Origin of the sequence: Streptomyces litmocidini (assembly GCF_014649755.1) — a bacterium.
Taxonomy (GTDB): Bacteria; Actinomycetota; Actinomycetes; order Streptomycetales; family Streptomycetaceae; genus Streptomyces; species Streptomyces litmocidini.
On sequence record NZ_BMTQ01000004.1, the window covers coordinates 1 to 22,600 of the forward strand.

The 22,600-nt window shown below is 70.9% G+C and carries 36 protein-coding genes and 1 other RNA gene; 4 read left to right on the top strand and 33 right to left on the bottom strand.

Annotated elements, in window-relative coordinates; all coding sequences use genetic code 11:
* Positions 1-369: 369 nt before the first annotated feature.
* The 31 genes from IE180_RS09495 to IE180_RS09645 form a co-directional block, all read right to left on the bottom strand.
* Complete coding sequence (locus tag IE180_RS09495; protein WP_190156383.1) at positions 370-987, bottom strand: hypothetical protein; 618 nt, start codon at positions 985-987, stop codon at positions 370-372.
* A 161-nt stretch (positions 988-1,148) separates the two neighbouring features.
* Positions 1,149-1,481, bottom strand: a complete 333-nt coding sequence (locus tag IE180_RS09500) for a helix-turn-helix domain-containing protein (protein ID WP_190156384.1) — start codon at positions 1,479-1,481, stop codon at positions 1,149-1,151.
* The gene (locus IE180_RS09505) at positions 1,481-1,663 is read right to left on the bottom strand and encodes a hypothetical protein (protein ID WP_190156385.1); all 183 of its coding nucleotides are present in this window, start codon (positions 1,661-1,663) and stop codon (positions 1,481-1,483) included. The genes IE180_RS09500 and IE180_RS09505 overlap by 1 nt, the downstream gene beginning before the upstream one ends.
* 72 nt (positions 1,664-1,735) lie before the next feature.
* On the bottom strand, positions 1,736-2,233 hold the full coding sequence (locus IE180_RS09510) for a hypothetical protein (RefSeq protein WP_190156386.1): 498 nt from the start codon (positions 2,231-2,233) through the stop codon (positions 1,736-1,738).
* Positions 2,230-2,556 carry a hypothetical protein gene (locus IE180_RS09515; RefSeq protein ID WP_190156387.1) on the bottom strand — a complete coding sequence of 109 codons (327 nt, stop codon included), beginning with the start codon at positions 2,554-2,556 and terminating at the stop codon, positions 2,230-2,232. Before IE180_RS09515 ends, IE180_RS09510 begins: the two co-directional genes overlap by 4 nt.
* Before the next feature lie 109 nt (positions 2,557-2,665).
* Entirely contained in the window at positions 2,666-2,869 is a 204-nt protein-coding gene (locus IE180_RS09520) for a hypothetical protein (protein WP_190156388.1), read from the bottom strand.
* Positions 2,866-3,120 (bottom strand): hypothetical protein, encoded by a 255-nt coding sequence (locus tag IE180_RS09525; RefSeq protein ID WP_190156389.1) that lies wholly within the window; start codon positions 3,118-3,120, stop codon positions 2,866-2,868. The genes IE180_RS09520 and IE180_RS09525 overlap by 4 nt, the downstream gene beginning before the upstream one ends.
* Entirely contained in the window at positions 3,117-4,088 is a 972-nt protein-coding gene (locus IE180_RS09530) for a hypothetical protein (RefSeq protein WP_190156390.1), read from the bottom strand. Before IE180_RS09530 ends, IE180_RS09525 begins: the two co-directional genes overlap by 4 nt.
* A 77-nt stretch (positions 4,089-4,165) precedes the next feature.
* On the bottom strand, positions 4,166-4,447 hold the full coding sequence (locus tag IE180_RS09535; RefSeq protein WP_190156391.1) for a hypothetical protein: 282 nt from the start codon (positions 4,445-4,447) through the stop codon (positions 4,166-4,168).
* 80 nt (positions 4,448-4,527) lie between these two features.
* Positions 4,528-4,824 carry a hypothetical protein gene (locus IE180_RS09540; RefSeq protein ID WP_190156392.1) on the bottom strand — a complete coding sequence of 99 codons (297 nt, stop codon included), beginning with the start codon at positions 4,822-4,824 and terminating at the stop codon, positions 4,528-4,530.
* A 48-nt stretch (positions 4,825-4,872) separates the two neighbouring features.
* A complete protein-coding gene (locus tag IE180_RS09545; RefSeq protein WP_190156393.1) occupies positions 4,873-5,121 on the bottom strand; it encodes a helix-turn-helix domain-containing protein in 249 nt (82 codons plus the stop codon).
* Positions 5,118-5,426, bottom strand: a complete 309-nt coding sequence (locus IE180_RS09550) for a zinc finger domain-containing protein (RefSeq protein ID WP_190156394.1) — start codon at positions 5,424-5,426, stop codon at positions 5,118-5,120. The genes IE180_RS09545 and IE180_RS09550 overlap by 4 nt, the downstream gene beginning before the upstream one ends.
* Positions 5,427-5,437: 11 nt before the next feature.
* Positions 5,438-5,761, bottom strand: coding sequence for a hypothetical protein (locus IE180_RS09555; protein WP_190156395.1), 324 nt, complete (start codon positions 5,759-5,761; stop codon positions 5,438-5,440).
* The gene (locus IE180_RS09560) at positions 5,758-6,477 is read right to left on the bottom strand and encodes an ATP-binding protein (RefSeq protein WP_190156396.1); all 720 of its coding nucleotides are present in this window, start codon (positions 6,475-6,477) and stop codon (positions 5,758-5,760) included. Before IE180_RS09560 ends, IE180_RS09555 begins: the two co-directional genes overlap by 4 nt.
* Positions 6,478-6,479: 2 nt before the next feature.
* Positions 6,480-7,340 carry a hypothetical protein gene (locus IE180_RS09565; RefSeq protein ID WP_190156397.1) on the bottom strand — a complete coding sequence of 287 codons (861 nt, stop codon included), beginning with the start codon at positions 7,338-7,340 and terminating at the stop codon, positions 6,480-6,482.
* 35 nt (positions 7,341-7,375) lie between these two features.
* A complete protein-coding gene (locus IE180_RS09570) occupies positions 7,376-9,073 on the bottom strand; it encodes a DNA cytosine methyltransferase (RefSeq protein WP_190156398.1) in 1,698 nt (565 codons plus the stop codon).
* A complete protein-coding gene (locus IE180_RS09575) occupies positions 9,073-9,870 on the bottom strand; it encodes a hypothetical protein (protein ID WP_190156399.1) in 798 nt (265 codons plus the stop codon). The genes IE180_RS09570 and IE180_RS09575 overlap by 1 nt, the downstream gene beginning before the upstream one ends.
* A complete protein-coding gene (locus IE180_RS09580; RefSeq protein WP_190156400.1) occupies positions 9,867-10,040 on the bottom strand; it encodes a hypothetical protein in 174 nt (57 codons plus the stop codon). Before IE180_RS09580 ends, IE180_RS09575 begins: the two co-directional genes overlap by 4 nt.
* Complete coding sequence (locus IE180_RS09585) at positions 10,037-10,411, bottom strand: hypothetical protein (protein ID WP_190156401.1); 375 nt, start codon at positions 10,409-10,411, stop codon at positions 10,037-10,039. The genes IE180_RS09580 and IE180_RS09585 overlap by 4 nt, the downstream gene beginning before the upstream one ends.
* 82 nt (positions 10,412-10,493) lie before the next feature.
* Positions 10,494-11,267, bottom strand: coding sequence for an ATP-binding protein (locus IE180_RS09590; protein WP_190156402.1), 774 nt, complete (start codon positions 11,265-11,267; stop codon positions 10,494-10,496).
* Positions 11,264-12,103 carry a PD-(D/E)XK nuclease-like domain-containing protein gene (locus IE180_RS09595; protein ID WP_190156403.1) on the bottom strand — a complete coding sequence of 280 codons (840 nt, stop codon included), beginning with the start codon at positions 12,101-12,103 and terminating at the stop codon, positions 11,264-11,266. The genes IE180_RS09590 and IE180_RS09595 overlap by 4 nt, the downstream gene beginning before the upstream one ends.
* Positions 12,100-12,813 (bottom strand): 3'-5' exonuclease, encoded by a 714-nt coding sequence (locus IE180_RS09600; RefSeq protein WP_190156404.1) that lies wholly within the window; start codon positions 12,811-12,813, stop codon positions 12,100-12,102. Before IE180_RS09600 ends, IE180_RS09595 begins: the two co-directional genes overlap by 4 nt.
* Before the next feature lie 107 nt (positions 12,814-12,920).
* Positions 12,921-13,241 (bottom strand): hypothetical protein, encoded by a 321-nt coding sequence (locus tag IE180_RS09605; protein WP_190156405.1) that lies wholly within the window; start codon positions 13,239-13,241, stop codon positions 12,921-12,923.
* Positions 13,242-13,358: 117 nt separating this feature from the next.
* On the bottom strand, positions 13,359-13,544 hold the full coding sequence (locus IE180_RS09610; protein WP_190156406.1) for a hypothetical protein: 186 nt from the start codon (positions 13,542-13,544) through the stop codon (positions 13,359-13,361).
* Positions 13,541-13,819 (bottom strand): hypothetical protein, encoded by a 279-nt coding sequence (locus tag IE180_RS09615; RefSeq protein ID WP_190156407.1) that lies wholly within the window; start codon positions 13,817-13,819, stop codon positions 13,541-13,543. The genes IE180_RS09610 and IE180_RS09615 overlap by 4 nt, the downstream gene beginning before the upstream one ends.
* Before the next feature lie 85 nt (positions 13,820-13,904).
* Positions 13,905-14,312, bottom strand: a complete 408-nt coding sequence (locus IE180_RS09620; protein ID WP_190156408.1) for a hypothetical protein — start codon at positions 14,310-14,312, stop codon at positions 13,905-13,907.
* Positions 14,309-14,959: a hypothetical protein gene (locus IE180_RS09625; protein ID WP_190156409.1), complete on the bottom strand. Its 651-nt coding sequence runs from the start codon at positions 14,957-14,959 to the stop codon at positions 14,309-14,311. Before IE180_RS09625 ends, IE180_RS09620 begins: the two co-directional genes overlap by 4 nt.
* Complete coding sequence (locus IE180_RS09630; RefSeq protein WP_190156410.1) at positions 14,956-15,153, bottom strand: hypothetical protein; 198 nt, start codon at positions 15,151-15,153, stop codon at positions 14,956-14,958. Before IE180_RS09630 ends, IE180_RS09625 begins: the two co-directional genes overlap by 4 nt.
* Positions 15,150-15,401: a hypothetical protein gene (locus tag IE180_RS09635; RefSeq protein WP_190156411.1), complete on the bottom strand. Its 252-nt coding sequence runs from the start codon at positions 15,399-15,401 to the stop codon at positions 15,150-15,152. Before IE180_RS09635 ends, IE180_RS09630 begins: the two co-directional genes overlap by 4 nt.
* On the bottom strand, positions 15,398-15,655 hold the full coding sequence (locus tag IE180_RS09640) for a hypothetical protein (protein ID WP_190156412.1): 258 nt from the start codon (positions 15,653-15,655) through the stop codon (positions 15,398-15,400). The genes IE180_RS09635 and IE180_RS09640 overlap by 4 nt, the downstream gene beginning before the upstream one ends.
* An 89-nt stretch (positions 15,656-15,744) precedes the next feature.
* Positions 15,745-16,062, bottom strand: a complete 318-nt coding sequence (locus IE180_RS09645) for a hypothetical protein (protein WP_190156413.1) — start codon at positions 16,060-16,062, stop codon at positions 15,745-15,747.
* A 525-nt stretch (positions 16,063-16,587) separates the two neighbouring features.
* Here IE180_RS09645 and IE180_RS09650 point away from each other — a divergent pair.
* Together IE180_RS09650 and IE180_RS09655 are read left to right on the top strand one after the other, a co-directional pair.
* Positions 16,588-17,076 (top strand): hypothetical protein, encoded by a 489-nt coding sequence (locus tag IE180_RS09650; protein ID WP_190156414.1) that lies wholly within the window; start codon positions 16,588-16,590, stop codon positions 17,074-17,076.
* A 376-nt stretch (positions 17,077-17,452) separates the two neighbouring features.
* Positions 17,453-18,799: a tyrosine-type recombinase/integrase gene (locus IE180_RS09655; protein ID WP_190156415.1), complete on the top strand. Its 1,347-nt coding sequence runs from the start codon at positions 17,453-17,455 to the stop codon at positions 18,797-18,799.
* A 24-nt stretch (positions 18,800-18,823) separates the two neighbouring features.
* On the opposite strand, the gene rnpB is transcribed toward IE180_RS09655, so the two are convergent.
* An RNA gene (gene rnpB / locus IE180_RS09660) (RNase P RNA component class A) lies at positions 18,824-19,222 on the bottom strand.
* A gap of 118 nt (positions 19,223-19,340) precedes the next feature.
* Between rnpB and IE180_RS09665 the strand changes: the two genes are divergently transcribed.
* The gene (locus tag IE180_RS09665) at positions 19,341-20,138 is read left to right on the top strand and encodes a MerR family transcriptional regulator (protein WP_190156416.1); all 798 of its coding nucleotides are present in this window, start codon (positions 19,341-19,343) and stop codon (positions 20,136-20,138) included.
* Entirely contained in the window at positions 20,107-21,129 is a 1,023-nt protein-coding gene (locus IE180_RS09670; protein ID WP_308434391.1) for a hypothetical protein, read from the top strand. Before IE180_RS09665 ends, IE180_RS09670 begins: the two co-directional genes overlap by 32 nt.
* On the opposite strand, the gene IE180_RS09675 is transcribed toward IE180_RS09670, so the two are convergent.
* Positions 21,074-22,516, bottom strand: a complete 1,443-nt coding sequence (locus IE180_RS09675; RefSeq protein WP_190156417.1) for an RNB domain-containing ribonuclease — start codon at positions 22,514-22,516, stop codon at positions 21,074-21,076. The two genes, IE180_RS09670 and IE180_RS09675, sit on opposite strands and share 56 nt — an antisense overlap.
* Positions 22,517-22,600: the final 84 nt, after the last annotated feature.

The window sequence follows — 22,600 nt, forward strand, 5'->3', positions numbered from 1 at the left end:
TCCACATCAACGACACGACGGCGGAGTAGTCACATGATCGGCCGGACATCTCCTAGCGGCGCAGGCGGAACGCGGTATCCACGACAGTTCGGACTGCAGCAAGGACTTTGGGGAGATCCCGCGGGTCGGAGGTTCGCATTGCGGTAAGGCCGAGCCAGCAGGCTACGACGGCTCGGCAGGCGACAAGGAAGGCGAGGAGCCCGATGACGGCGAAGAGTGCTGCGCCGGGCGGAAGGTCTTGGATGAGTGCGAGCATGGAGTAACTCCGTTCATGACTAAGCCCCCGAGGCACCGGGGGCGGTGGATGGGTACGCGAGACCCCCTGCCGAGGCTCGGTAGGGGGTCTTGGTCGGTCGGGTAGGTGGTCGGTTACGCCGCGGCCCTCCGGTCGGCGAGCGGGAGCCGCAGGATCTCGCTGTGCCCGTACTCGGTCCGGCAGCCGGGGCAGGTCTCGCCGCGGGTGTCGAGGGTGATGCGGAGGGTCTGCTGGCAGGGGCAGGTGACGGCGATCCGGCGGGGCGCCTGCTCGCCGGTGACGGTGCGGCTGAGGGTGCGCCAGATCGAGGCGACTTCGTCGGCCATTTCGTCGACGGCCGGATGCTGGGCCGCGGCACGGGCGAGGTTGAACCGGAGGGTCCGGCAGGCGTGGGCCAGGCGGTTGGTGACGGTGCCGGCTTCGTTGACCTCGGCGTACCCGCCTTCTTCCCAATCACGGACCCAGGTCTCCAGCGGGGCGAGGATGGGGCCGCGTTCGGTCTGCATGTTGAGCACGGACAGGTTGACGGGGGCGGGTGCGGTCTTGCTGCCGGAGACGGCCGGCCCGTTGCTGTTGCCGCGGGCGAGGTGCTGGTCGAGTTGGGCGAACAGGCCGGGGATGGCGCCGAGATGGACGGCTGTCCGGTCCTCGCACGGGTTGCACAGGTACCTGCCGGTCTCGTGGTCGCGGAGGTCGCGGTGGCAGCGGAGGCAGGTGTCGAGGTCGTTCACGGCGGTCTCCTTGCGGCTGTACGGGCGGGGCAGTTGGGCGATCGGCGGGGCCGTGCGCCTCGCTGACGCTCTCGACACCCGGCTTCCCGGAGTGCACCAGGCGGGAGTTCGGGCGCGAGAGGGGCCTTCAGGGGCTTTCTCGGGCCTGTTCTGCTCTAGCTCTAGGTGCGGGCTCGCTTCTTCATGGCCTGCTTGTGGGCTTGTTCGCCGATCCAGCAGGGCTTGCACTGCTTCGGGTCTTCGCCGCGGCGGCGGTGGGCTTCGTAGCCGGCGTGGTCACCGTGGCGCCGGGGCCGGCCGTCAAGGATCCCGGCCCGGCAGGCGAGGAAGACGGCATGGGCGATGCTCCGGGCGCCGAGCTTTTGGATCGCGCGATGCCCGTAGCCGCGCACGGTGATCTCTGCGATGCCCCACTGACAGGCGAGGTCGCGGTACGAGGAGCCGTCGGCCGCAGCGAGTACCACTGCCCTCTCGCGTTCGGTGAGTTGGACCATCAGATGCTCCGGATGACGTTGACGACGGGCCGGTGGGTGGGTATCTGCGGTCTGGTGCAGGGCCGGCCGTGGTCGGCGGGCACGGTTTTCGCCCAGCGGCGGCGCCGGCGGCGGGCTCCGGCCTTCGCGTCGGCTTCCTGTTCCCAGCCGTCGTGCCAAAGGGGTTCTTGGATCGTGGTCACGGTGGCTCCTGTGGTGCGGGGCGCCCCGGGGGTGGGGCGCCCGTGTCTGGGGGTTGTGCGGGGGTCTGCCGGTCAGCTGGGGTCGAGGGCGGCACGGGCGGCGGCGAGCCGGGTGCAGTGGTCGCAGGGGCTGTCGGGGTGGATGTACAGGTGGCCGTGGTTGTCGCGGTCGAGGAGGTACTGAAGGTGGCCTTTCAGGGCGTCCCGTTCGGCTTCGGCTTGGTCGCGCTGGCGGCGGAGGGCTTGGAGGATGCCGGCGTTCTCGGCGAGCTCGGCCTCGGCCCATTCGGCACGCTCGGTCTCCCTGATCAAGGAGTCGAGCACCCGCGCGCAGGACAGGCACGTCGTCATCCAGTTGATCGTGTTCTCGTACTCGGCGAACGCGTCCAGCTCGCGCTTCAGCTCGGCGAGGACGGCGTCGGCATGGGCGTACCAGGCGCTGCGGGCGTGCTCCCATTCGTGGCCCTTGGCGATGAAGGCCTTGGATCCGGCGTGTCCGGCGAGGGCTTCGGCGACGCGTCGACGGAGGGCGGCCGTGTGCCGGGGCTGGGCGGGCTCGGGCTGGGTCACAGGTACTCCCCAGGGGCGAGGGTGTAGACGGGCCGACTGTTGGCGTGCTGAAGGTCGTCGCCGAGGTCGGCCGGATTGTCGGGCCACAGGGTGGGCTGCGAGTAGGAAGTCTGTGTGTCCTTCTGAACTGACGGCTTCGAGGGCCAGGCGGTGTTGTAGAAGTCCCAGCTCATGCGCTTGCCAGTCGGGCATCGATGTGCCAGCCACGTCCCGATCTCCAGCGAGGTGGCGCACCCGGGGCAGTTCTTGGCGTGCTCGACGAACTTGTCGTGGGCTTTGCGAACGGCCTCCAGGCGTTCGTCGGCGGGGCTGGGCTGGGTCACAGGTACTCCCCGGTCTCGATCTCGGTGACGGGCCGCTCGGGGTGCTGGTCGTCGGCGTGGGCGTAGGGGTTGCCGGTCGTGTCCGGCTCGCTGCCGGGCGCGGGCTGGGTCATCGGCCGGCCTTCCGGGCGAGGGCCCGCTCGCAGGCGGAGCAGGTGACGGCGGTGGCGTCAGGGAGCCACTGGTGGGGGGCCTCGGGGTCGAGCCAGATGAGGCAGGCGGTGTTGTGGCCGCCGGCGCGGATGGGGCGGGCGGCGTGGACCGGGTCGGTGTCGGCGTGCTTGGCGCGGAGCGGGTGAGCGGGGTGGGTCATCGGGTCTCGTCCTCCAGGAAGACGGCCGCCATCTCGCGCGCTGCGTCGTGGCTGGCGGTGGACTGGATCAGGCGGGCGGTGTACTCGGCGAGTCGGACGGGCTCGCTGCTGGTGGTGGTGTCGGGGCTCCGTTCCAGGGCCTTCACGTAGAGGTCCCAGCTTTCCGCGATGTGGCGGGCGTCTCGGAGGATGGCGTCGTGGTCGCTGGCGAGGCGGCGGGTGATGAAGCCGCGGGTCAGGTCGTCGGTCATCGGGTCTCGTCCTCCTCGACGGTCCAGGTGGTCGTCTCGCGGACGAGGCGGCGCTGTGGCGGGGTGTCGGTGCCCCAGCGGGGCGAGTAGGTCGGGACGGCGTCGAGGCGTTCGGCGGCACGGTCGCGGTCGGAGAACGCGACGCCGGGGGCCCACTCCTTGGCCAGCGGGTCGTAGATCTCGACGCGCCACTGCTCGCGCGGGGGCCGGGCCTGGTCGTTGGCCGGCTGGGCGGCGTCCAGCCCGGCGGCGGGGGTGGCGCGGGTGCTCGCGGCACCCTGCTGCGGGAAGCAGACGCTGTACCCGCCCGGGACATGGACCCAGATCGAGTACCAGTTGCTGTGCTCCTGAATGAACGGGTGCCCCCGGTCTTCGATCTCCAGACCGCAGTGCGCGCACCGGGTTTCCTTGTAGGGCCCGGCGAGGTCGTCGCGCAGCGCGGCGGCCCGGTCGGCGTCGAGCCCCAGCCAGTACGGCTCCCGGTCCGGCCCGGAGAGGCAGACGGTGACGGTGTCGTCGTCGCCGTGGAGGACGTCGCCGAGGCCCCAGCGGAGCTGCACCGGGTCGTCGGCGGTGGTCGGGTCCGGCACGCTGGCGGTCCGCTCGGGGTTGGCGAGGCAGGTGCCCGGGTCGATGCCGTCGCAGTTGCCGCAGGAGTGCGCGGCGGCCGGGTGCTCGGTGGCCATGTGCCGGATGAACTGCTCGGCCTCCTCGGGGGTGGGTCCGTGGCGTCCGTCGGCGTGCCACGGGGCCTTGTCCGGCTGCTGTCCGGTCTGGCGGGCGGCGGCCCGGATCCCGGCGGCGGCAAGGACGGCCAGTACGGCCACGGCTTGCCTGCGGTAGCGGTCGGTCGTGGGCGTCGACAGGCTGCTGAAGTTGGCTGCTGCCCACTCCCAGCCGTCGGAGCGGGCCAGAGTCTCGGCGACCCGATCACGGAGCGCGAGTTGGTCGGCGGGCTGGTCGGTCATGCGGTGGCTCCTTGGGGTGGGCCGGGCCGTGGCGTGCGGCCCGGCAGACAGCGGCGGGGATCAGGCGGACGGCGTGTTCAGATCCGGCTGGGGTGGGACGCGATGTCGGCGTCGGCCATCGCGGCCAGGCACTCGGCCTCCAGCTCCTCGTAGCTCTTGCTCGGGGCCTGGCTGGCGCGCTTGCGGAGCACGTAGGCCTGCTCGTCCTCGGCGGTCGGCGCCTCGATGCGCAGGGCGTGGAGGACGGCGGCGAGGACGGTGCCGGGGTCGGCGTCGGGTTCGCCGGTGGCGCTTTCGATGGCGTGCCAGGCGCGGTCGTGCTCGGTGACGGTGAGCTTGCGGACGGGCTGATCGGCCATGGGTGTTGCTCCTTCGGTGGGTAGGGTCTGACCGAGGGCCGCCCCGCTTGTTTCCGGCATGCGGGGCGGCCTGCGGCATGTCAGGCGGAACGGGGCGTGTCGCGGCGCTCGACGATCCAGCCGCGGCCGCCGTCACGCCCGCGCTCCTCGCCGAACGGGGGCCGGTAGCGGAGGCGGTAGGTGTGGTGGTCCTCGGCCGGGTCGAGGACGGTGATGCCGGTGGTGCCGAGCTGCTCGGCGAACTGGTCCTCGAGGCCGAGGAGTGGGTTGGCGCCCCATTCGGTGAGCCCGTTGAGGGCGTCGGCGAGGTTCTGCCAGCGGGCGTATTCGATGGCGTCGTACATGCGGGCGATGGTCGGGTCGTCGTGGTCGGGCACGGGGTTCTCCTAGGCGGGGTGGTAGTCGTCGGTGATGCCGAGGGCGGCTCAGGCGGCGAGGGCTTCGAGGAGTCGGGCCCGGTTGGCGGCCTGCTGTGCGGGCGAGGTCGGCATTCGCTCGGGCCGGTAGTCGCGGACCTGGCCGGTCGGGACTTCCTCGGCGTACAGGCGGTCGAGGGCGGCGAGGGCCCGCCGGGTCTCGTTGGCGGTGCCGCGGCCGCAGCCGAGGCGGCGGGCGATGGAGGCGTCTGTGTGGCCGGCGGTCACGAGGTCGGCGATGTCGGTGCGGATCTTCACGCGGCCATCTCCTCTGCTTCGAGGTAGCGGCGGGCGTGGACCTGGTCGGGGAGCGGGATGCCGTCGGTGTGGCAGGGGGTTCCGGGGGCGACCTGGCAGTGGGGGCAGCAGGCGGTGGTCTCGGCCCAGACGGTGCGGCGGGCGGGGTGGATGTCGGGGAGGGTGCGGCCGCTGGACTTGACGCGGCAGGGGCGGTGGGCGGCGGCTTCGCAGTGGGGGCAGGCGACGGAGCGGGCGGGGTGCTGGCCGGCGCGCATGAAGTGGCGGATGCTGTCGGGCATCGGAGCGTTGGGGCGGATGGTCATGACGGGTCCTTTCAGGCGAGGGCTTGGCAGCTGGGGCAGCCGCAGGTCTGGTTGGGGTCTTCGCGTTCGGGGTGGTCGGCGGTGATGAGCCAGCGGCGGTAGTCGTCGAGGGCGGCGGTCCAGGCGCTGGCGGGGTACTGGACGGTCGGGGGCGTCGCGGGGGCTATCCCGGTGGGCCAGGCGCCGGGCGGGCGCCCTGTTGGCCTTCTGGGGGCCGGGACGGAGGGCTGGGCGCGTTGGGCTCGGCCAGCCCGGAGTTGTTCGCGGAGGAAGCTGGACAGGTCGCCCTCGCGGCGCATGGCCGCGATGTCCTCGGTGCTGAAGTCGTCACTCATGCGGCGCCTCGCCGCCGGTCGAAGCCGTTCATGGGCACGACGGTCGTCATCTGCGACAGGCGGGAGGTGATCCGCTGGCCGAGCTGGTCGTTGAGGTCGGGACCGTTCTCGTCGCGGGCCGGGAGGTTGCTGGTGATGATCAGCGGAAGGCACTCGTTGTAGCGGTAGTTCAGGAGCCGATAGGTGGCTTCCTCGGTGAACTCGCTGATCTTCTCGGTGCCGAGGTCATCGATGAGCAGCAGCGGGATGCGCATGAGCCGCTTCACCTCGTACTCGGGCCCCTGCTCGCTGCCGCCGGGCCGCATGAGGGCGTACATGTCGGGGGCGGTGAGGGCGAGTACCTCGTAGCGTTCGGGCCCGGCTTCGGCGATGTGTCGGAGGGCGCCGTAGGCCTGATGGGTTTTGCCGGTGCCGAACGAGCCGGTGAGAAACAGGAAGCCGGCCTTGCGGGGGTCGGCGGCGACCTGGTCAGCCCAGGCGGTGACCTGCGGGTGGGTGGCGGTGGCGTTCTGGTAGCGGAAGGGGGTGGCGGTGGTCCAGCGCTGCAGGGCCCAGTCGGCCCGGCGGCGGCGGTGGTACTCGGGGTGGCCGGGCTCGTCGGGAGTGGGGGCGTTGTCGACGGGGCCGGGTTCGACAGCGGCCAGGCCGCGGGCTTCGAGGCGGGCCTGCAGTCGGGCGATGAGGTTCTCGCCGCCGAGGCGCTGCGGTTCGAGCATGGTCAGAATCCGTTCGCGTAGGCGTCGGGCGTGGTGGTGGCCTGGAAGGGCTGGTGCTGCTTGCCGCCGACGGCATGGAGGCGGGGCTTGCCCGCGGGCGGCTCGGGTGCGTACTTGTCCTCGTAGCCGCGGGCCTTGAGCCAGTTGGCGGAGAACTTGATGTAGCGCCATTCCTCGCCCGCCTTCTCGCGCCCGTAGGCGACGGCGGCTGCGGTGATGTGCTTGGGGTCGACGCCGGCCATGACGGCAGCGGTCCACTGCTCGAGGGTCTTCTCGTAGTCCTTGCTCTTCGGGTAGAGCGCCCAGAAGCGGCCGAACTCGAGCTTGTCCTCGCTGCTGATCTCGCGAGCCGGGGCGGCAGAAGAAGCTTCTTCTTCTTCATGGTTCCCCTGGTATTGGTTATGGGGTCCGGTTTCCGGACCACTAGGGGTCCGGTTTTCGGACCCCTGGGGTCCGTTTTTCGGACCACTAGCGGATTTGCTAGGGGTCTCGTTTCCGGACCCCTGCTCGCCCTCAGGGGTCCGGTTTCCGGATCCCTGGAACGGCTCCAGGGGTCCGGTTTTCGTACCCCTAGAGCCGCCCTCGGGTCGCACGTAGCCGACAGCTCCGGGGAGCCGGTAGAGCGCTGCGCGCGTTCCTTGGTGCGGTTCGAGCAGCTGCAGTTCGCCGCTTTTCAGCAGCGCGTCGACGGCAGCCACGACGGAAGAGCGCGCGGCGTTGGAGAAGCGGACGAGGTCCGTCGTGCTCGCGCGGACCGTGCAGTCTTCGGTCGTGATCCAGTTGGCGCAGGCGAGCATCACGTGACGGCCTGCACCCTTTGACCGGGAGTGGTTCCACACCCAGTACATGGCGTCCAAGGTCATCGGCTTCTCTTCCTCGCGAGACAGGGGTGGGTGGTCTAGGCGACGGCCGCGAAGCTGGGCTCGGCATGCCGCTCGATCTGTTCGCCAGTGACGGCTTCGACGAGGGCGCAGACGAGGATCTCGGCGGCGTTCGGCGTGACGGCGTTGCCGTACTGGCGGACCTTGTCGCGCTTGTTGCCGAGGACGATGTAGTCGTCGCCGAAGCTCATGGCGCGGCCGATCTCATGGGGTTCGAGCATCCGGAAGAGGACGTCATCGACCTGGATCTCGCCCTTGACGAGGGCGTACCGGTCGCGGGTGGTGAGCGCGCCGATCGGCTCGTTCACCCCGCGGGGCGTCCCGTTGCCGTAGTAGGGGACGAGCATGTGCTCCCAGGTGAGGAGCGACTGGTGGCCGGCCGTGGTCATGGTCCGGAACGGTTCGGCCGGGGTGGTGCAGTGCTCGCCGCCGTCGCCCCTGCTGCCGTTGTTCCGCATCACCATGGCCGCCGGAGCGACGAGGCCGTGGTGGTTGCCGGAAGCGGTCACCGTGGCGAGGGACTCGGACACCGGGCGGGCGACACTGCCGCCGCCGCGGAGCTCGGCGATGAACGGCAGCCAGGCGAGCCCGGTCTCGTTCCGCGTCGTCATGGCGCGCAGTGGGGTGTGGGCGGAGGCCGCGTTCTTCCCGTCCCTGCCTTCGACAGGGACCATCAGCGGCGGCACCATCAGGGCGTCGTTCTCGCGGGTGGTGCGGGCTGGCATCGGCTCGGCGACCGACACGGCCGCGTCGCGCCAGGTCCCTCCCGCGGGGACCATCATCGGTACCGGCCGGGCGAACTTCCTGAGCCCGGCCTCGATGCGGGCGATGGTCTTGTCGGCGAGGGGCTTGGCTCGGTCGCCGATTCGCTGGCCGGGAATGGACCAGTCGATCGCGGCGGCTGCCGGGAGCGCTTCGGGCTCGACGATCTGGTTGCGGCAGCGGGCGTTCGGGCAGCGGTACACGTACTGCTGCCGGTAGCGGCCCATGTCGCGCTTCGGGTCCTTGAACACCTGCATCGCCTGGACGTGCGTGTCGCACGTCGAGCACCAGGCGCGGGGCCGGAGCCACTTGTCCCAGTCGGGGGTGCGGCCGAGGGACTCGTGCCAGTAGCCGACGTACAGGCGGTCGCGGGACTGCGGGGCGGCGTGCACGGACCGCGGGGAGGCGTGCATCGAGTTGAGGGCGATGATCCGGGTGCGGTACCCGAGCTTGTGGATCTCGCCGATCCACCGGTCCCACTGGTCCCAGGCGCGGACGTCGGTGACGTTCTCGACGATGCCGGCCTTGACGAGGCCTCCGCGCTCGATGACCCCGCGCAGGTACAGCGGCACCTCTTCCATGAGGGCGCGGGACTCTTCCTCGGCGGACGGCTCGTCGTCCTCGTCGGTGGCGGCGAGGAGGTCGAGGAGGCTGCCCTGCATGGCGCCGACGAAGTCCCGCTTCTTGCCCTTGGCGACAGACCAGTTGGTGCACTCGGGGCTGGCCCAGAAGATGTCGGTGACGGGCCAGTCCCAGACGGGCGCCTTACGGATGTCGCCCTGGTAGTGGCTGGTCGTGGGGAAGTTCGCGGCGTGCGATTCGATGGCGAGCTTCCAGTGGTTTGCGGCGCGCTCGACGCGGACGCCGGGGACAGCGTGGACGCCCTGGCTGGATCCGCCAGCTCCACAGAACCAGTCCATGACGGTGAGCGCGTCGTTGTCGTGGCGGGGCATCAGGCAGCCTTTCCCATGTCGCGGATGAGGTCGTGGACGTAAGTGCGGGCCATGCCGAGGCGGTCCGCGATCTCGTGCTCGGGGACGTTGAAGGAGGCGAGGTGGGCGATCTCGCGGCGGCGGTAGGCGCCGAGCTCGTTGCGTCCAGCCGGCTCGACGATGTCGATCTCGGGCTCGGCGGAGGGGTCGTCGATGTCGTCACCCCAAGCCATCGGGCTGTGCCAGCCCCGTCGGGCAGCCATGGCCCTGGCGCGTTCGGACGGGCCGGGAGTACCGCTGAGCTTGCGGTACACCCGGGCGATGGACTGAGCGGTGGCGACTCGGACGGCAGTGCGGTCTCCACGGGCGATCACGTTGAGTGCGTCCCGGTGGACTCCAACGGCAGCGGCGATCGAAGCTCCGGAGTAGCCGATGGCGATGAGAGCCCGGACTCGCCGGATGGTCCCGGTCGAGTCGGTGTCCCGGTCGTCGGCGGGCGGCGCCGTGATGGCGACGGCGAGCACGCGCTTCTCAACGCTGCAGTTCGTGCTGCGGTAGGTGCCGCGAAGGAGAGAGCCGAGTACCCGGTGGTTGACGCCGGAGATGCGGGAGATCTGCGCCTGAGTCCATCCGAGGTCGAGGAGCGCGTTCAGGTGCTTCACAGCCGTGTCCGGGGTGGTGCGCCGGGGGCGCCCCTGCACGTGGTCGAGACGAAGTCGGCTCATGTACCGGTAGTTCGCCGCCTCGCACTCGGGCTTCCGGCAGCCGCGGAGGTAGCAGCGGCGCTCTCCGTGCTGGGGTGGGGTCTTGCGGGTCACTGTCCGGTCTCCTTCCGGGTGGGCTGGTAGGTGGGGAGTTGCCAGATGGCCCGGCAGGTGCGCCGGTTGTGGGCGTCGCGCCATCGGCGGAGGTCGTCGAGGATCCGGACGGCTGCGAGCTCTCGACTGCAGGTGCGTTCCTGACGGCGCCGGAAGCGTCGGAAGCTCATGCCGCGGGCTTCGCCTGCTGGGCCCGGGTACGGCGCTGCTCGGCTATGACCAGGCCCTTGACGCTCAGGCGCCACAGGGCGAGGCGGTGGCCGTGGGTGGAGTCGAGGGTGGAGGGGACGACCCGGCCGGTGTGCTCGATGATTCGGGCGGACCGCAGCGAGTTGATGACGGCGCCGAGGAAGCCGTGGGCGAGCTCGGGCAGGACGTCGCGGATGTCGTTGGCCGACCACTCGTCGTGGCGGGTGCCGTAGTGGAAGACGGCCTGCTCGACGAGGAACCGGTCCCAGCTCGACTGGTCGGCGATGTCTTCGAGCAGCAGGTCCTTCTCGGCGGAGGCGAGACGCTCAGCCGGGGAGAGGCGGCGGGTCATGGCGGGTCCTTCCGGGCGCGGGGTTCTGGTGCCTTAGTTCTTTGGGGGTGGCCGCGATTTGTTACGCGGGACTTGCGGCCAGCTAGTGGGCGGGGGTGCTGCGGAGCCAGGCGAGGACGGGTTCGGCGATGTCGCGGGCGCCGTCGGGCTTGTCGAAGGCCTTCTGGTGCAGGGCCGGGCAGCGGGACTTCAGGAAGCGGAGCCGGTTCTCGACGTTCATCTCGGCGACGACGTCGAACTCGTACTCGATGCCCTTGCGCTGTTCCGCCTTCATGCCGACCATCACCGGCTCGCGGCGGCCGCGGGCGTTCTCCTGCAGCACCCACTCGGTCTGGGACCGCATCGTGGCGATGACGTGCCCCGGGTAGGACAGGAGAGCGTCGACCATGTCGTTCTGGAGCGGGGTGCCGTCTTTCCAGCCGGCGAAGCTGTTCCCGCCGAACCGGCCGGCCGCCTTCTCGACCTGGGCGAGGGTGCCGTCGGTGCCCTTCCAGAAGTGGGTGAGGGAGTCGATGACGATGACGCCGTACCCGGCGGCCGCCGCCTGCTCGAGGGCCTTGATCAGGTCCCGCGGGTCGTACCGGTCCATGGGGCACGAGTCGAACCCGATGCCGTTGATGCCGTAGTACAGGGAGGCGGACTCGTGCTCGGTGTCGACGACCGCGAACTTCTTCCCGGCGGCGAGACCGTGGGCGATGCTGAGGCTGGTCCAGGTCTTCCCGGAGCCGGCGACACCCTGGATGGAGATGCGGGCGCCGCGGCCCTTCTTACTGGCGGGCCGGAACGCGATCGCCGTGGTATCGGCGGGCTCCTGCTGGGGCTGGGCCCGGCGGACGGGCGGGGGCAGCTGGCTCACGAGTTCTCCTCGAGGTACTTGCGCTCGGCCCACGGGGGGAGCGAGAGGTACGTGGTGGTGTCGCTGTAGGCGGGCCACTCGCCGGTGGCCATGCAGTGCAGGTAGGTGCGGATGGCGCGGTTGTTGAGCTCGGAGCCGATGACGCGGGCGGGGAAGTCGAGCTCGACGACCTGCACCAGGTACGGGGCCTGCTTCTCCTGGAACACGAACTTGAAGAAGCCGTCCGGCGGGATGATCCCGAGTTCGATCGCGGTCTCCCGGTACCAGGCGTCTTGCTGGTGGTAGCCCCACTTCTCGATCGTGTGCTTGAGGGCTTCCGGGTGGACCGAGGTGGTGCTCTTCAGGTCGGTGATGCCGTCGGGTCGCAGCCAGTCGAAGCGGACTCGGCGCCACACGCCGCGGGGGTCGGGCCAGAACGCCGACATCTCGGCGACTCCGGAACCGGGGGTGAGGAGCTCGGAGGCTTCCGGGTGGGAGGCGAGGGCTTCGGCCATGTCGTCGATCCGCTGCTTGGCCTCGCGCTTCAAGGGCACGTTGCCGGCGGCGCGGATCGCGGCGACCTCGGCCTTGATCTCCTTGGTGTTCCAGAGATCGGCATCGATGACGATCAGCTCGGGCCCGTCGCCGAGGATCTGGGTGTGGAACGCCGTGCCGAACTCGTAGGCGGGCTTGTAGGGCTCGGGGTGGTCGAGAAAATGCTTGAAGCGGGCGGGGCAGTCGGTGAGGCGCCGGATGCCGGTGGAGGAGAGGCTGCCGCCGGGGATGGGGTCCTGGTGATACAGCTCGGCGGGGATGTTGTACAGGCCGGGCTCGACCTCGCCCCCGGCGGCGGTCACGCCGCGCCGTCCTGGGAGCGGGGCCCGAGGACCATCTCGACGAGCTGCTCGTCGGTCGCGGTGTAGAAGGCGTCGGCCTTGGTAATGGCGTCGTACACGTCGCGGGCCCAGCGGGCGTCGCCGAGCGCCGTGTGCGCGTCGAGGCTGTTCGGCGGCTCGACGCCCATGAGCCGGGACAGTTCGTAGGAACGCCAGCCGTCGGCGAGGAGCCTGTCGGCGCGGCCGTAGTACTCGGCGTCGCAGTTCTGCTTGGTGAGCGTGTACGCCTGGCCGTACAGGTGGCCGACGGCCATGGTCGCGATGTCGACGGTGCGGTAGTGCCAGCGCGGCGGCAGGCCGGCCTCGTTGAACAGCTTGGTCAGGAACCGGTCGTCGAAGGCGGGGTTCGATCCAACGAGCGTGGCGCCGTCGAGGAGAGCCGCGAGGCTGTGCATGAGGTCGGCCTCGGTGAGAACGGCCGTCGCGGCCCATGTTGCGGTGGGCAGTTCGATGGCGAACTCGCTGTCGGGGACGACGAACCGCTCCTTGTAGCGGCCGATCTCCAGGGCCTTGGGGTCGGCGAGCGCGAGGCTGGTGCGGAGCTGGAAGAGGTTTTCCAGGTCGGGGTGACCGGGGTGCCGCATGATGACGGCGATCTCCCAGGCGTCGTGGCTACGAGGGTCGAGGCCGGTGGTCTCGGTGTCGATGAAGGCGATCGGGCGGTTGGGCACTGGGGCTCCTGAGGGTGTGAGGAACCAGGGCCCGCCCCGTTTCGGGGGTGGGCGGGCCCTGGCTGGCGCGGAGCCGGGGGAGGCTCGACGCGCCGGTCTGGGGTGGGTTAGGGGACGAGGAACATGTCGTTGTCCGCCTGGGCCGCGTCGTTCCAGCAGTCGACGCAGAGGAAGCTGACGGGCTCCTCGTAGCCGATCGGCGTCCACGGCTTGTCGGACGGCTGGAACCGGTAGAGACGCTTCTGCCGCGAGCAGTTCGGGCAGCTCCCATCGCGGGCGGTCCCGGCGATCAGAGCCTCCTCCTGGCGGCGGAGTTCGGTCTGGATGGCGTCCCAGGTCATGCCGCATCGGGTGCAGTCGCTGGGATGGAAGATCGATCCGTGCGGGGGGAGCACGATGTGGCTGTGGTGGCAGAGGGAGACGGTCACTTCGGTCCCTTTCTGGGATGCTTGGGGTGCGCCCCGTCGAATTCGCCTCGACGGGGCGTCCTGCTGGGGGTTGTGCCGCCGGGCCGGCAGGTCGGGTCACTGCTGGGCCCGGCGAGTTCAGGCGGCGCGGGAGGCCGGGCCGGTGATGGGGAGGAGCATCTGCGCCTGGTAGCTGGCGGACACCTCGGGGAATCCGTGCCTGGCGACGAGATGGTCGGTGATCTCCTCGGCCGCGCTGCTGCTGGTGGTGATGTACGTGTGGTGCTCGCAGTTGGGCGCCGGGCAGCGCAGGTAGCCGGTCACGCTGCGGCCTGCTTCCGGTGCTCGCAGGTGCTCTTGATGCAGGGGGCCGCCTGCTCGTCCCACTGCTTGCGGGTGACGAGTCGGATCGTCCAGCCGGCCTTCAGCTCCCGGTCCCGGTCGCGCTGCCGCGGGGTGAAGTCCTTGTGGGCGTCGGCCGCAGTGATGGCGGTGTCGCCGTGGCTGCTGCTGCAGACGCATCCGTCGGGGCTGGTGCGGATCCAGAAGCACTGGGCGAGCGGGATGATCTCGTCCCCTATCTGAACCATGAGCTTCACGCGGACTCCTTGGAGAGGTGGCGGCCGAGGGCCAGCAGGGCGAGGGATGCGGCGGCGCCGGCGGCGAGCTGCAGCCAGACGCGGGTCACGAGACGGCCGCCGTGGTGAACCGGCAGGGCCACGGTTCGGCGTGGGTGATCTCGTCCCATCCGGTCTCGCTGGCTGCCGAGATGGAGTGCGTGTCGCAGATTCGCTCCTCGCGGACCTCGGTGCAGTACTCGCCGTCGGCCGCGTCGTGGTCGCACTCGTAGTCGAGGCAGAGCATGTCGCCAGCCACGACCGTGGTCGGCACGCACGCCGGCGCCGGGGCCGTCGGTCCGCAAGACGGGCACTCGCGGCGGACGTCCGGCAGGGGGCGGCCTCCGATAGCGGCACTCATCTCGGCGTTGTTGATGTCGCCCAGCAGCTGGCCGCAGCCGTTGCAGGCCCGCTTCGTGGTGATGGTCTTGGAGCCGTCCTGGTTGATCCGGTCCGGGGTGTTGGGGCGGGTCACGAGGCCACCGCCTCGGTCTTGCGGGCTGCGTCGTACAGCTCGATGCCGTGCCGGATGGCGTGGCAGGACCACAGGAAGCCGGGCGAGAACTCGGTCAGGCGCCACTCGGACCAGTCGTCGAAGACGTAGGGAGAGTCGCCGGGCTTGGCGTTCTTCGGTGTGAACGAGAAGTCGTACAGCGCCCGGTTGGCTTCCTCGCGGTACTCCAGGTTGTACTCGGGCCATTCCCCGAAGAAGTGCTCCTGGACGGCCTCCCGCAGCCCGGTCGCCGGGGAGTCCTGCTCCCACTGTTGGACCGTGTCCTCGATCTCCTTCTTGAGGAGCTCCTCGGAGAACGATTCGATCTGGTCGCGGCCGGCGGTGACCTTCTCCTGCCAGTAGCCGGGGTTGATCTTGCCGGGGAAGGAGGTCCGGCGGAACAGGTCGAGCATGTCCTCGGTGGCGTCGATGCTGAACGTGAACGTCCAGCCACCGCGGATGACGAGGTTGTACGGCCAGGTGATCAGGTCGTAGCCGTAGGAGCTGCCGTTCCCGGGAGTCTGGAAGCGGAGGTGGCGGTAGAGCCCGTCCTCGTGCAGGACGGTCACCTGGTGGCCGGCGGTCGCCCGCTTGAAGTAAGCGGCGGACTCGGCGTACTCGTTCTTCACGAGGCCCTCCCAGGGGTCCAGCCGGGGTAGTCGAGTTCGGTGGAGCAGCGGTCGCCGTGCTCGCAGGCGAGGCGGGCGAAGGCGGCGTCGAAGGTGTCCAGCTGGTGGGCCTGCTCGGCGAGGCAGCCGGGGCGGAGAGCCGCCAGCAGCTCGGGCAGCGGCACGTCCAGGCGCTCGAGGTCGGCGGCGCTCACGCTGCACCTCGCTCGACGAACGCCGGGTGGTGGGCGGCGAGCGTCTTGTTGGCGCGGGCCAGCTCGGCGAGGGCGCCCTCGTGGTCCTGCCGGTCCTCGTCGGAGGCGAGCGGGCGGAGGCGGCCGATCTCGCGGAGCGCGTTCTCCGCGTCGATCGCGGCCTGGCACACAGACTCCGGCATGGTGTCGAGCACCATCTCGGCGACCCGGTACGGGATCGGGACGGGGGTGAGGCGGAGGGCGATCATCGGAAACTGCCCTCCTCGATCACCTCGACGGCGTGGACGGCGCGGCCGGTCCAGGAGTGGCGCCCCTTGCGGTCCTTGTGCCGCGACATCAGCCGCCAGACCTCGCCGGGCTGGTACTCGTCCCACCGGGTGTCGTAGTTCTCGGCCGGCAGGTACTGGAAGTGAGCCGTCAGCGCGGCGTTCTGGGCGGAGTCGAGGGAGGAAGCGGTGTGGGTGGGGGTGTCGCCGATGAGGACGACGTAGGATTTCCGCATGGGAAGCCCCTTTCAATGACTGATGGTTGAGGGGTGGATCTAGGGCCGACCGTCGGGCTACGACCTCCGGCGGCGGCCCGCATACCGCTCTAGGCGGCGAGGCGACTCTCGGCCGGGCGCATGGAGTACTCGATGTCCTGGACGGTGGCGTTGAAGGCGTCGAGCGCCTCCTTCTCCCGCTTGGCGTTGAACTGCTCGACCCACTCGATGCGGGCCGCCAGCCGCTTGCCGATGAGGACGGTGGGCGGGGTTTCTCCGCGCATCCGCCACTTCCGGTACGTGTGGTAGGTGATCCCGAGCCGACTGGCGATGCCGGGAACGATCCGGCCGTCGGCGGCGCGGTAGTCCTGGGCCCAGACGTATCCCTCGGGCGGGGCCGGGATGCTGAGCTTTGCCTTCTCGGACACTGGATGCCTCTCTGGTTGGGGGCCGGTCGACCCCTGGCGGGGGTTGCTACTTCTCCGGAGTCGGGCCGTTCTGATTCGGAGACGCAGGGGGCGCGAAGAGGACCAGCAGGGCTACCCCTACGGCCTCCGCTATGGCCTGCGCGGCGTCGGCTTCGACATGCCGGCGCTCACCGGTCAGCAGGTGACCTATGAGCGAGTGGTGGCGACCGATCTCGGTGGCGAGAGTGCGGGTCGAGAAGGGGACTCCCCGTCCAGGGTGGTCCATGACCCACCGGAGGGTCTGCTTGCTGCGGAGTTCATAACGCACTCTCACCGTCTCCCGATCGGAACAGTTCGGCTCTCGGTGTGAACATAGAAGCACACCGGAGACGTGTCGTCTACCGATCCGAACGGCTGAATGTGAAGTTTTCGCCAAGAGGGCGCCGCTGTAGCATCAACCTGTAGACGCTTCGTCTTCGAAGCGAGAAGGTTGTACGGCCTGACCTGCGATTTGCTGGATCAGGACGGTCCGGACGAGAGACACCCGTGGTGAACGAGATCCGAGGAGAAAGCGGCATGGAGGCGTCAGCCCCCGGGCAGAACCGCACCACCCCCTCGCACGACATCCCCGACAGCCTGGCCAGGGACATGGACCGCGACGTGCTGTCCCAGATGGTCCGCAGCGTCAACGACGACGGCCGAGGCGTCTCCTACCAGGAGATGTCCGACCGGGCCTCGGCGGCCGGCTACGAACTCTCCAAGCCGTACTTCCAGAAGATGGCCACCAATGCGGTCACCACCGCACCCACCCCCGACCGGCTCAGGGCCCTGGCGGCAGGCCTGCAAAAGCCCCTGGCCGTAGTGCAGCGAGCCGCAGCCATCCAATACCTCGACTACGAAGCAACCGAACTCGCCGGCTACGACGACGACATCCGCGTCATCGTCGCCCACCTCGCCGGCATGGGGCGCTCCGAGCGCCGCCGCTGGCAGGCAATGATCGAAGCGGACGAGCGCGCCAAGCGCGACGAGGGCTGATCACCTCGGGACGGGGGTCGCCGGATACGGATCGAAACGGATCCACAACAGACCGTTGAAGACCAGGCGTCGTGGCGATATGTTGCCTGTTCACCCATACGCCCCAGGGGACCCCCACACCCTGCCTGGCCCTACGGGGGTAGGTCTGTGCTCTCCGTCAGCTACGAACTCCAAGACCTCCCGGAAGACGCCCCGGTACGCGTACTCGAAGGGCGAGGGTGGGTTCGATACGAACTCGCCCGCGGCCTTTTCGTGCCCGAGGGGGTGGCCGCACTCAACTCCGCCGCCAGCATGATCGTGGCTGGTGGACAGTGGTTCCAGCTCTGGCGGGGCGAAGTCGTCCGATTCGACTCGCCGCAACTGGAAGGAGTCCCCCATGCCCGGGTACATCGAGGACCGCTGGTTTAAGAAGGGTCCGGCGGACCCAGTCACAGGCCGGTCGACACGCGTCAAGACAGCCCGGCATGGCCAGGGAAAGCGATGGCGTGTCGCCGGCATCCCCGGCGTGCGCGACCGGTCGTTCGAGAAGGAAGCCCAGGCGAAGGCCTGGCTGAAGGCGTCGGCGACCGACGCGACGCGGGGCACGTTCTACGACCCGCGCGACGGCAACATGCTCCTCGACGAGTACGTCCGCAAGCACTGGTGGCCGAACCTGCGGAAGGCGCCCGGCACGAAGCAGTCGATGCAGCCGCGCGTCTTCCGGCACATCCTTCCCCACTGCGGGCACCTGTCCCTGAACCGGATCGGGCACGACGAAATCCGGGCGTGGCTCACCAGGGTGGAGCAGGACATCGACGTCAACACGGTGCGCACCACGTGGCGCCACTTCTCGTCGATCATGCAGGCGGCGCACAAGGCGAAGCGGATCCCGGAGAACCCGTTCAGGGACGAGGATCTCTCCCCGCCGTCCGCTCCCCCGTTGAAGGCGAAGGCCTGGCCGAGGGAGACGGTCGCCGCGGTGAGAACCGAGCTGCCGGAGCGCTACCAGATTCTGCTGGACCTGGCGGTGGGCGCCGGCCTGCGGCAGGGCGAGTGCTTCGGGTTCTCGCTGGACGACATCGAGGACGACGACGAGATCGCGGTGACCCGGCAGGTGGTCCGGGTGGGCGGCAAGCTGGCCTTCGCGCCACCGAAGGGGAACAAGGTCCGGACCGCGCCGTGTCCGCCGGAGCTGGCCCGTGCGGTGAAGGAGTACGCGGCGGCCCACCCGCCCGTCGAGGTGACGCTGCCCTGGGTCGATCCCGACCGGCCGAACCTGGACTGGGACAAGCGCCCGACTCGCACGGTGCGGCTGCTCGTCACGACCGCCAGGACGTCCGGTGTGAGCGGCGGCGCGATGAACCGCTCGTACTTCGACGACCGGTTGTGGAAGCCGGCTCTTGCTGCGGCTGGCGTGATCCCGGCCCCGGAGGTCGAGTACGTCCAGGGGAAGGGCAAGCAGCCGTGGCGGCGGGTGACGTGGGCCATGCCGCGCGAGGACGGCTTCCATGTCACCCGGCACACGTTCGCCAGCATCGTCCTGGCGGAGGGCGAGACCATCACGCAGCTGGCGTCGTGGCTGGGGCACAGCGATCCGGCGTTCACGCTGCGGACCTACGTGCACTTCATGCCGAAGTCCGGTAAGCGCGCGCTGGCGGCGCTCGGGTCCTGGATGGCCTCCCCGGCCAGTGATTCTCCCCAGATTCTCCCCAGCGAGCCGGAATCGGGCCCAGAAATGAGCTAAGCCCCTGGTCAGGGGCTTAGGGGGCAGACGAGTCGGGCTGTACGCCGGGTTCTGTGCCCCGGGACCTCGCGGTCGTCGGGGCGACGGCCATCCATCTAGGACCGGCGTTGCCGCCGGCCTCGTGCGGTCTACCCGCGGACTCGGGCGAGCAGCCCTCGAACATCCGCGCAGGGACACCGGGGTGTCCCCTCTTGACCTTGCTCCGGGTGGGGTTTACCTAGCCGCCTGAGTCACCTCAGGCGCTGGTGGTCTCTTACACCACCGTTTCACCCTTACCGAGGACCGAGGTCCCCGGCGGTCTGTTTTCTGTGGCACTGTCCCGCGGGTCACCCCGGGTGGCCGTTAGCCACCACCCTGCTCTGTGGAGCCCGGACGTTCCTCGGGGAGATCCGGGGATCTCCACGCGGCCGTCCGCCCGGCTCGTCTGCCGTGCCGACCATGCTACCTGCCGACGGGGAGGAATTCGGCCGTCCCTCCGATCGGGGAACGGCCCCGGGCGACCGCTTGACCTTGTCGCCGCGTCAGGGTTTCTACTGGGCGCATGCGGATCGGCGAGATCGCCGCGCTCGTCGGGGTCACCCCCCGGGCCGTGCGGCACTACCACCAGTCGGGGCTGCTGCCCGAGCCGGGGCGACGGGCCAACGGGTACCGGGAGTACGGGGTGCGGGACGCCGTGCTGCTCGCCCGGATCCGGCGGCTGACCGAGCTGGGGCTCGGGCTCGACGAGGTGCGGGACGTGCTCGCGGGCGACGAGGGGAGGGAGCTCGTGGAGGTGCTGGAGGAGCTGGCGGACGACCTGGCCCGGCAGGAGGCGGTGATCCGCGAGCGCCGGGAGCGCCTCGCCCCGCTCCTCGCCGAGGCCCGGGCGGGGCGCCTGCCCGCCGAGGGGCCCGTGTCGCCGGAGCTGGCGGCGCTGCTGGCGGACGTGGGCGAGCTGCCCGGGTCCCCGACGGCGGCGAAGGACCGGGAGATCCTGGCCCTGTTGGACACCGTCGTCCCCGACGCGGAGCGGGCCCGGCTGATGGAGCTGATGCACGGGGTGGCGGGCAGCGCGCGGGAGTTGTACGCCCTCGTCGACGCGGCGCCCGGTGATCCCCGGGTGGAGGAGGCCGCCCGCGCCCTGGCCGCCGTCCTGCCGGACGGGATGGTCGCGGGGCTGCCGGAGGAGTTCTCCGACGGCCTCGCGGGCGCCTTCTTCGCGGACCTGGCGCCGGCCCAGTGGGCGGCGCTGCGGCGTGCGATCGAGCTGGTGCGGGAGCGACGGGACGGGAGAGACGCCGTTCCAGGGGGAGGAGGGGGGCGGGTCGATGACGGACGCACGGATGCTGCGGGGGCCTGACGGGGCGGGTGGCCCGGTGACGGGGCCGGGGGCCGTGGTGGAGCCGGGGACCGTGACGGGGCCGGGGACCGTGGCGGAGCCGGAGACCGTGGCGGAGCCGGAGACCGTGGCGGAGCCGGGGGCCGAGCGGGTGGCCGGTGGCGCTGTGGGCGCGCCGGCGCGCGGGCGGGGGCTGCGGTTGCTGCGCGGGGTCGCGTACGCCGTGCTGCCCGCCGAGCTCGTGCTCGTCCTCTGTCTTCTGGGAGGCGTACGGATGCCCGGGGCCGTGCTGCTCGTCGGGGAGGCCCTCGTCCTGGGGCTGTCGGCCGCCGAGGCGGTGGCCTGGGCGCGGCTGCGGAGGCGGGGGCTCTCCCGGCGGGCCGTCGTGGCCGAGCTGGTGCCCGGGCCCGCGCTGCGACTCCTGGGGCACGAGCTCCGCCTGCTGGCGAGCCTGGGGCGCTGGGTCGCGCGGCGGCCGCACGGGGTGGCGGGCGCGGACGGGGTGTTCCCGCACGGCCGGGACCAGGCGGCACTGATGTACGGCTTCGCGTTCGTGTGCGTGGTCGAGACGGTCGGCATGTCGTACCTGCTGGCCGAGTGGCCCTTCGTCCACGCGGTCTTCCTCGTCCTGGACGTCTACGCCGTGCTGTTCGTCCTGGGGCTGCACGCCGCCTCCGTGACCCGGCCGCACACGCTCGCCGGGGACGTCCTGAGGCTGCGGCAGGGCGCGCACCTCGACGTGGCCGTCCCGCTCGACCGGATCGCGGCCGTCCGCCGCGAACCGCGCTTCTCGCACGAGAGGGCCGAGGGCGAGCTGAACCTCGCCGTCGGCTCCCGGACCTCCGTCACGATCGAGCTGACCGGGCCGGTCGACGCGCCCCGGCTGCTCGGCGCGCCCCGTCCCGTACGGCTGGTCCGTCTGCACGCCGACGACCCGGAGGCCCTGTACGAGGCGCTCACGCGGGCGCGAACAGGACCTTCGCCGTCCCCGGGTCCGCTTCCGCCAGCCTGACGCGCAGCCACTCCCCCAGGGGGAGCCCCGTCCCGCCGCCCTCGATCCTGGCGACGACCGCCGGGTCCTCCAGGTGGACGGTGCCGACGGCCGGTTCGCGTTCCTTCACGTCGATGACGTACGCGTCGAAGACCTCGCCGATCCGTTCCTTCAGGAGGGCCGCCTCGACGATGTCGACGCTCTCGCGTTCGACGGCGTTGGCGCGGCGGGCGCCGGTGGCCATCTCCCCGGGCAGCGCGGGCAGCGCGGTCCGTACCCACTCGGGCGGTTCGTCCCCGGCGACGGCCGCCACGCACAGCTCGCCCGCGTACCGGTCGACGAGGCGGCGCAGCGGGGCGGTGACGTGGGTGTACTCGTCGGCGACGGCGGCGTGCACGGCCGGGGTGGGGACGTGGCCGTCGGTGAAGACGGTGTAGCCGGCGCCGCGCAGCAGGGTGGTGCACTCCTGGAGGAAGGCGGCGTGCCGCGGGTTCGTGGGGTCGGCGGAGCGGACGACGTCCGCGTACGAGACGTGGTGCGGCCAGTCGACGCCGAGGGCGTGGGCGGAGCGGCGCAGCCGGGCGACGGCGCCGTCGGGGGCGGTGGGGAGGGTGCGCAGGATGCCGGTGCCGGCGGCGGTCATGAGGTCGGCGGCGGCCATGCCGGTGAGGAGGGAGATCTGGGCGTTCCAGCCGTCGGCGGGGAGCGGGGCCCGGTATTCGAGGGTGTAGGTGTGGTCCCGCTCGACGATCTCCTGCTCGGGGACGTTGAGGGAGATGCCGCCGCGTTCGGCTTCGAGGGCCTCGCGGAGCCGGCCGATGTCGCGGAGGAGGGCGAGCGGTTCCTCGGCGGTCCCGTCGTCGATCCGCCGCTGCACGCCCGCGTAGTCGAGTTTGGCGCGGCTGCGGACGAGGGCGCGGCGGACGTCGGTCGCGACCCTCCGCCCCTCGGCGTCGAGGTCGACGCGCCAGAGCAGGGCGGGGCGGGGTTCGCCGGGGAGCAGGCTGGCGGCGCCCTCGGAGAGGACGGCGGGGTGGAGGGGGACCTTGCCGTCGGGGAAGTAGAGGGTGAGCACGCGCCGGTGGGCCTCGGCGTCGATCGCGCCGCCGGGGGTGACGAAGGCGGCGACGTCGGCGATGGCGTAGTGCACGCGGTAGCCGCCGTCGGCCCGGCGGGCCAGGTGCACGGCCTGGTCGAGGTCGGTGGAGGCGGGCGGGTCGACCGTGAAGAACGGCAGGTCGGTGGCGTCGTACGAGGGGAGCCGGGGGTTCTTGGCGGCGGCTTCGGCCTCGGCGAGGACGGCGGGCGGGAAGGCCTCGGGGATCGCGAGCTCGGTACGGAGTGCGCGCAGGGCGGCCCGCAGCGGAGCCTCGGCTGCGCCGGTCACGTGGAGGTGGCGGCGGGGCATGGACCGAGCGTATGAGCTGGGGCGGGGCGCGGCACCTCGTACGGGGAAACCCGTACGGGGGCGGGGACCGGATCACGCGGGCGA

Bases quoted from the DNA above. Each gene is read 5' to 3' on its own strand.
- IE180_RS09585 (WP_190156401.1), bottom strand. From the start codon at position 10,411: ATGACCCGCCGCCTCTCCCCGGCTGAGCGTCTCGCCTCCGCCGAGAAG.
- IE180_RS09640 (WP_190156412.1), bottom strand. From the start codon at position 15,655: ATGCGGAAATCCTACGTCGTCCTCATCGGCGACACCCCCACCCACACC.
- IE180_RS09535 (WP_190156391.1), bottom strand. From the start codon at position 4,447: ATGGCCGATCAGCCCGTCCGCAAGCTCACCGTCACCGAGCACGACCGC.
- IE180_RS09635 (WP_190156411.1), bottom strand. From the start codon at position 15,401: ATGATCGCCCTCCGCCTCACCCCCGTCCCGATCCCGTACCGGGTCGCC.
- IE180_RS09570 (WP_190156398.1), bottom strand. From the start codon at position 9,073: ATGCCCCGCCACGACAACGACGCGCTCACCGTCATGGACTGGTTCTGT.
- IE180_RS09655 (WP_190156415.1), top strand. From the start codon at position 17,453: ATGCCCGGGTACATCGAGGACCGCTGGTTTAAGAAGGGTCCGGCGGAC.
- IE180_RS09560 (WP_190156396.1), bottom strand. From the start codon at position 6,477: ATGCTCGAACCGCAGCGCCTCGGCGGCGAGAACCTCATCGCCCGACTG.
- IE180_RS09520 (WP_190156388.1), bottom strand. From the start codon at position 2,869: ATGACCCACCCCGCTCACCCGCTCCGCGCCAAGCACGCCGACACCGAC.
- IE180_RS09530 (WP_190156390.1), bottom strand. From the start codon at position 4,088: ATGACCGACCAGCCCGCCGACCAACTCGCGCTCCGTGATCGGGTCGCC.
- IE180_RS09565 (WP_190156397.1), bottom strand. From the start codon at position 7,340: ATGACCTTGGACGCCATGTACTGGGTGTGGAACCACTCCCGGTCAAAG.
- IE180_RS09665 (WP_190156416.1), top strand. From the start codon at position 19,341: ATGCGGATCGGCGAGATCGCCGCGCTCGTCGGGGTCACCCCCCGGGCC.
- IE180_RS09500 (WP_190156384.1), bottom strand. From the start codon at position 1,481: ATGGTCCAACTCACCGAACGCGAGAGGGCAGTGGTACTCGCTGCGGCC.
- IE180_RS09670 (WP_308434391.1), top strand. From the start codon at position 20,107: ATGACGGACGCACGGATGCTGCGGGGGCCTGACGGGGCGGGTGGCCCG.
- IE180_RS09550 (WP_190156394.1), bottom strand. From the start codon at position 5,426: ATGACCATCCGCCCCAACGCTCCGATGCCCGACAGCATCCGCCACTTC.
- IE180_RS09675 (WP_190156417.1), bottom strand. From the start codon at position 22,516: ATGCCCCGCCGCCACCTCCACGTGACCGGCGCAGCCGAGGCTCCGCTG.
- IE180_RS09555 (WP_190156395.1), bottom strand. From the start codon at position 5,761: ATGAGTGACGACTTCAGCACCGAGGACATCGCGGCCATGCGCCGCGAG.
- IE180_RS09580 (WP_190156400.1), bottom strand. From the start codon at position 10,040: ATGAGCTTCCGACGCTTCCGGCGCCGTCAGGAACGCACCTGCAGTCGA.
- IE180_RS09525 (WP_190156389.1), bottom strand. From the start codon at position 3,120: ATGACCGACGACCTGACCCGCGGCTTCATCACCCGCCGCCTCGCCAGC.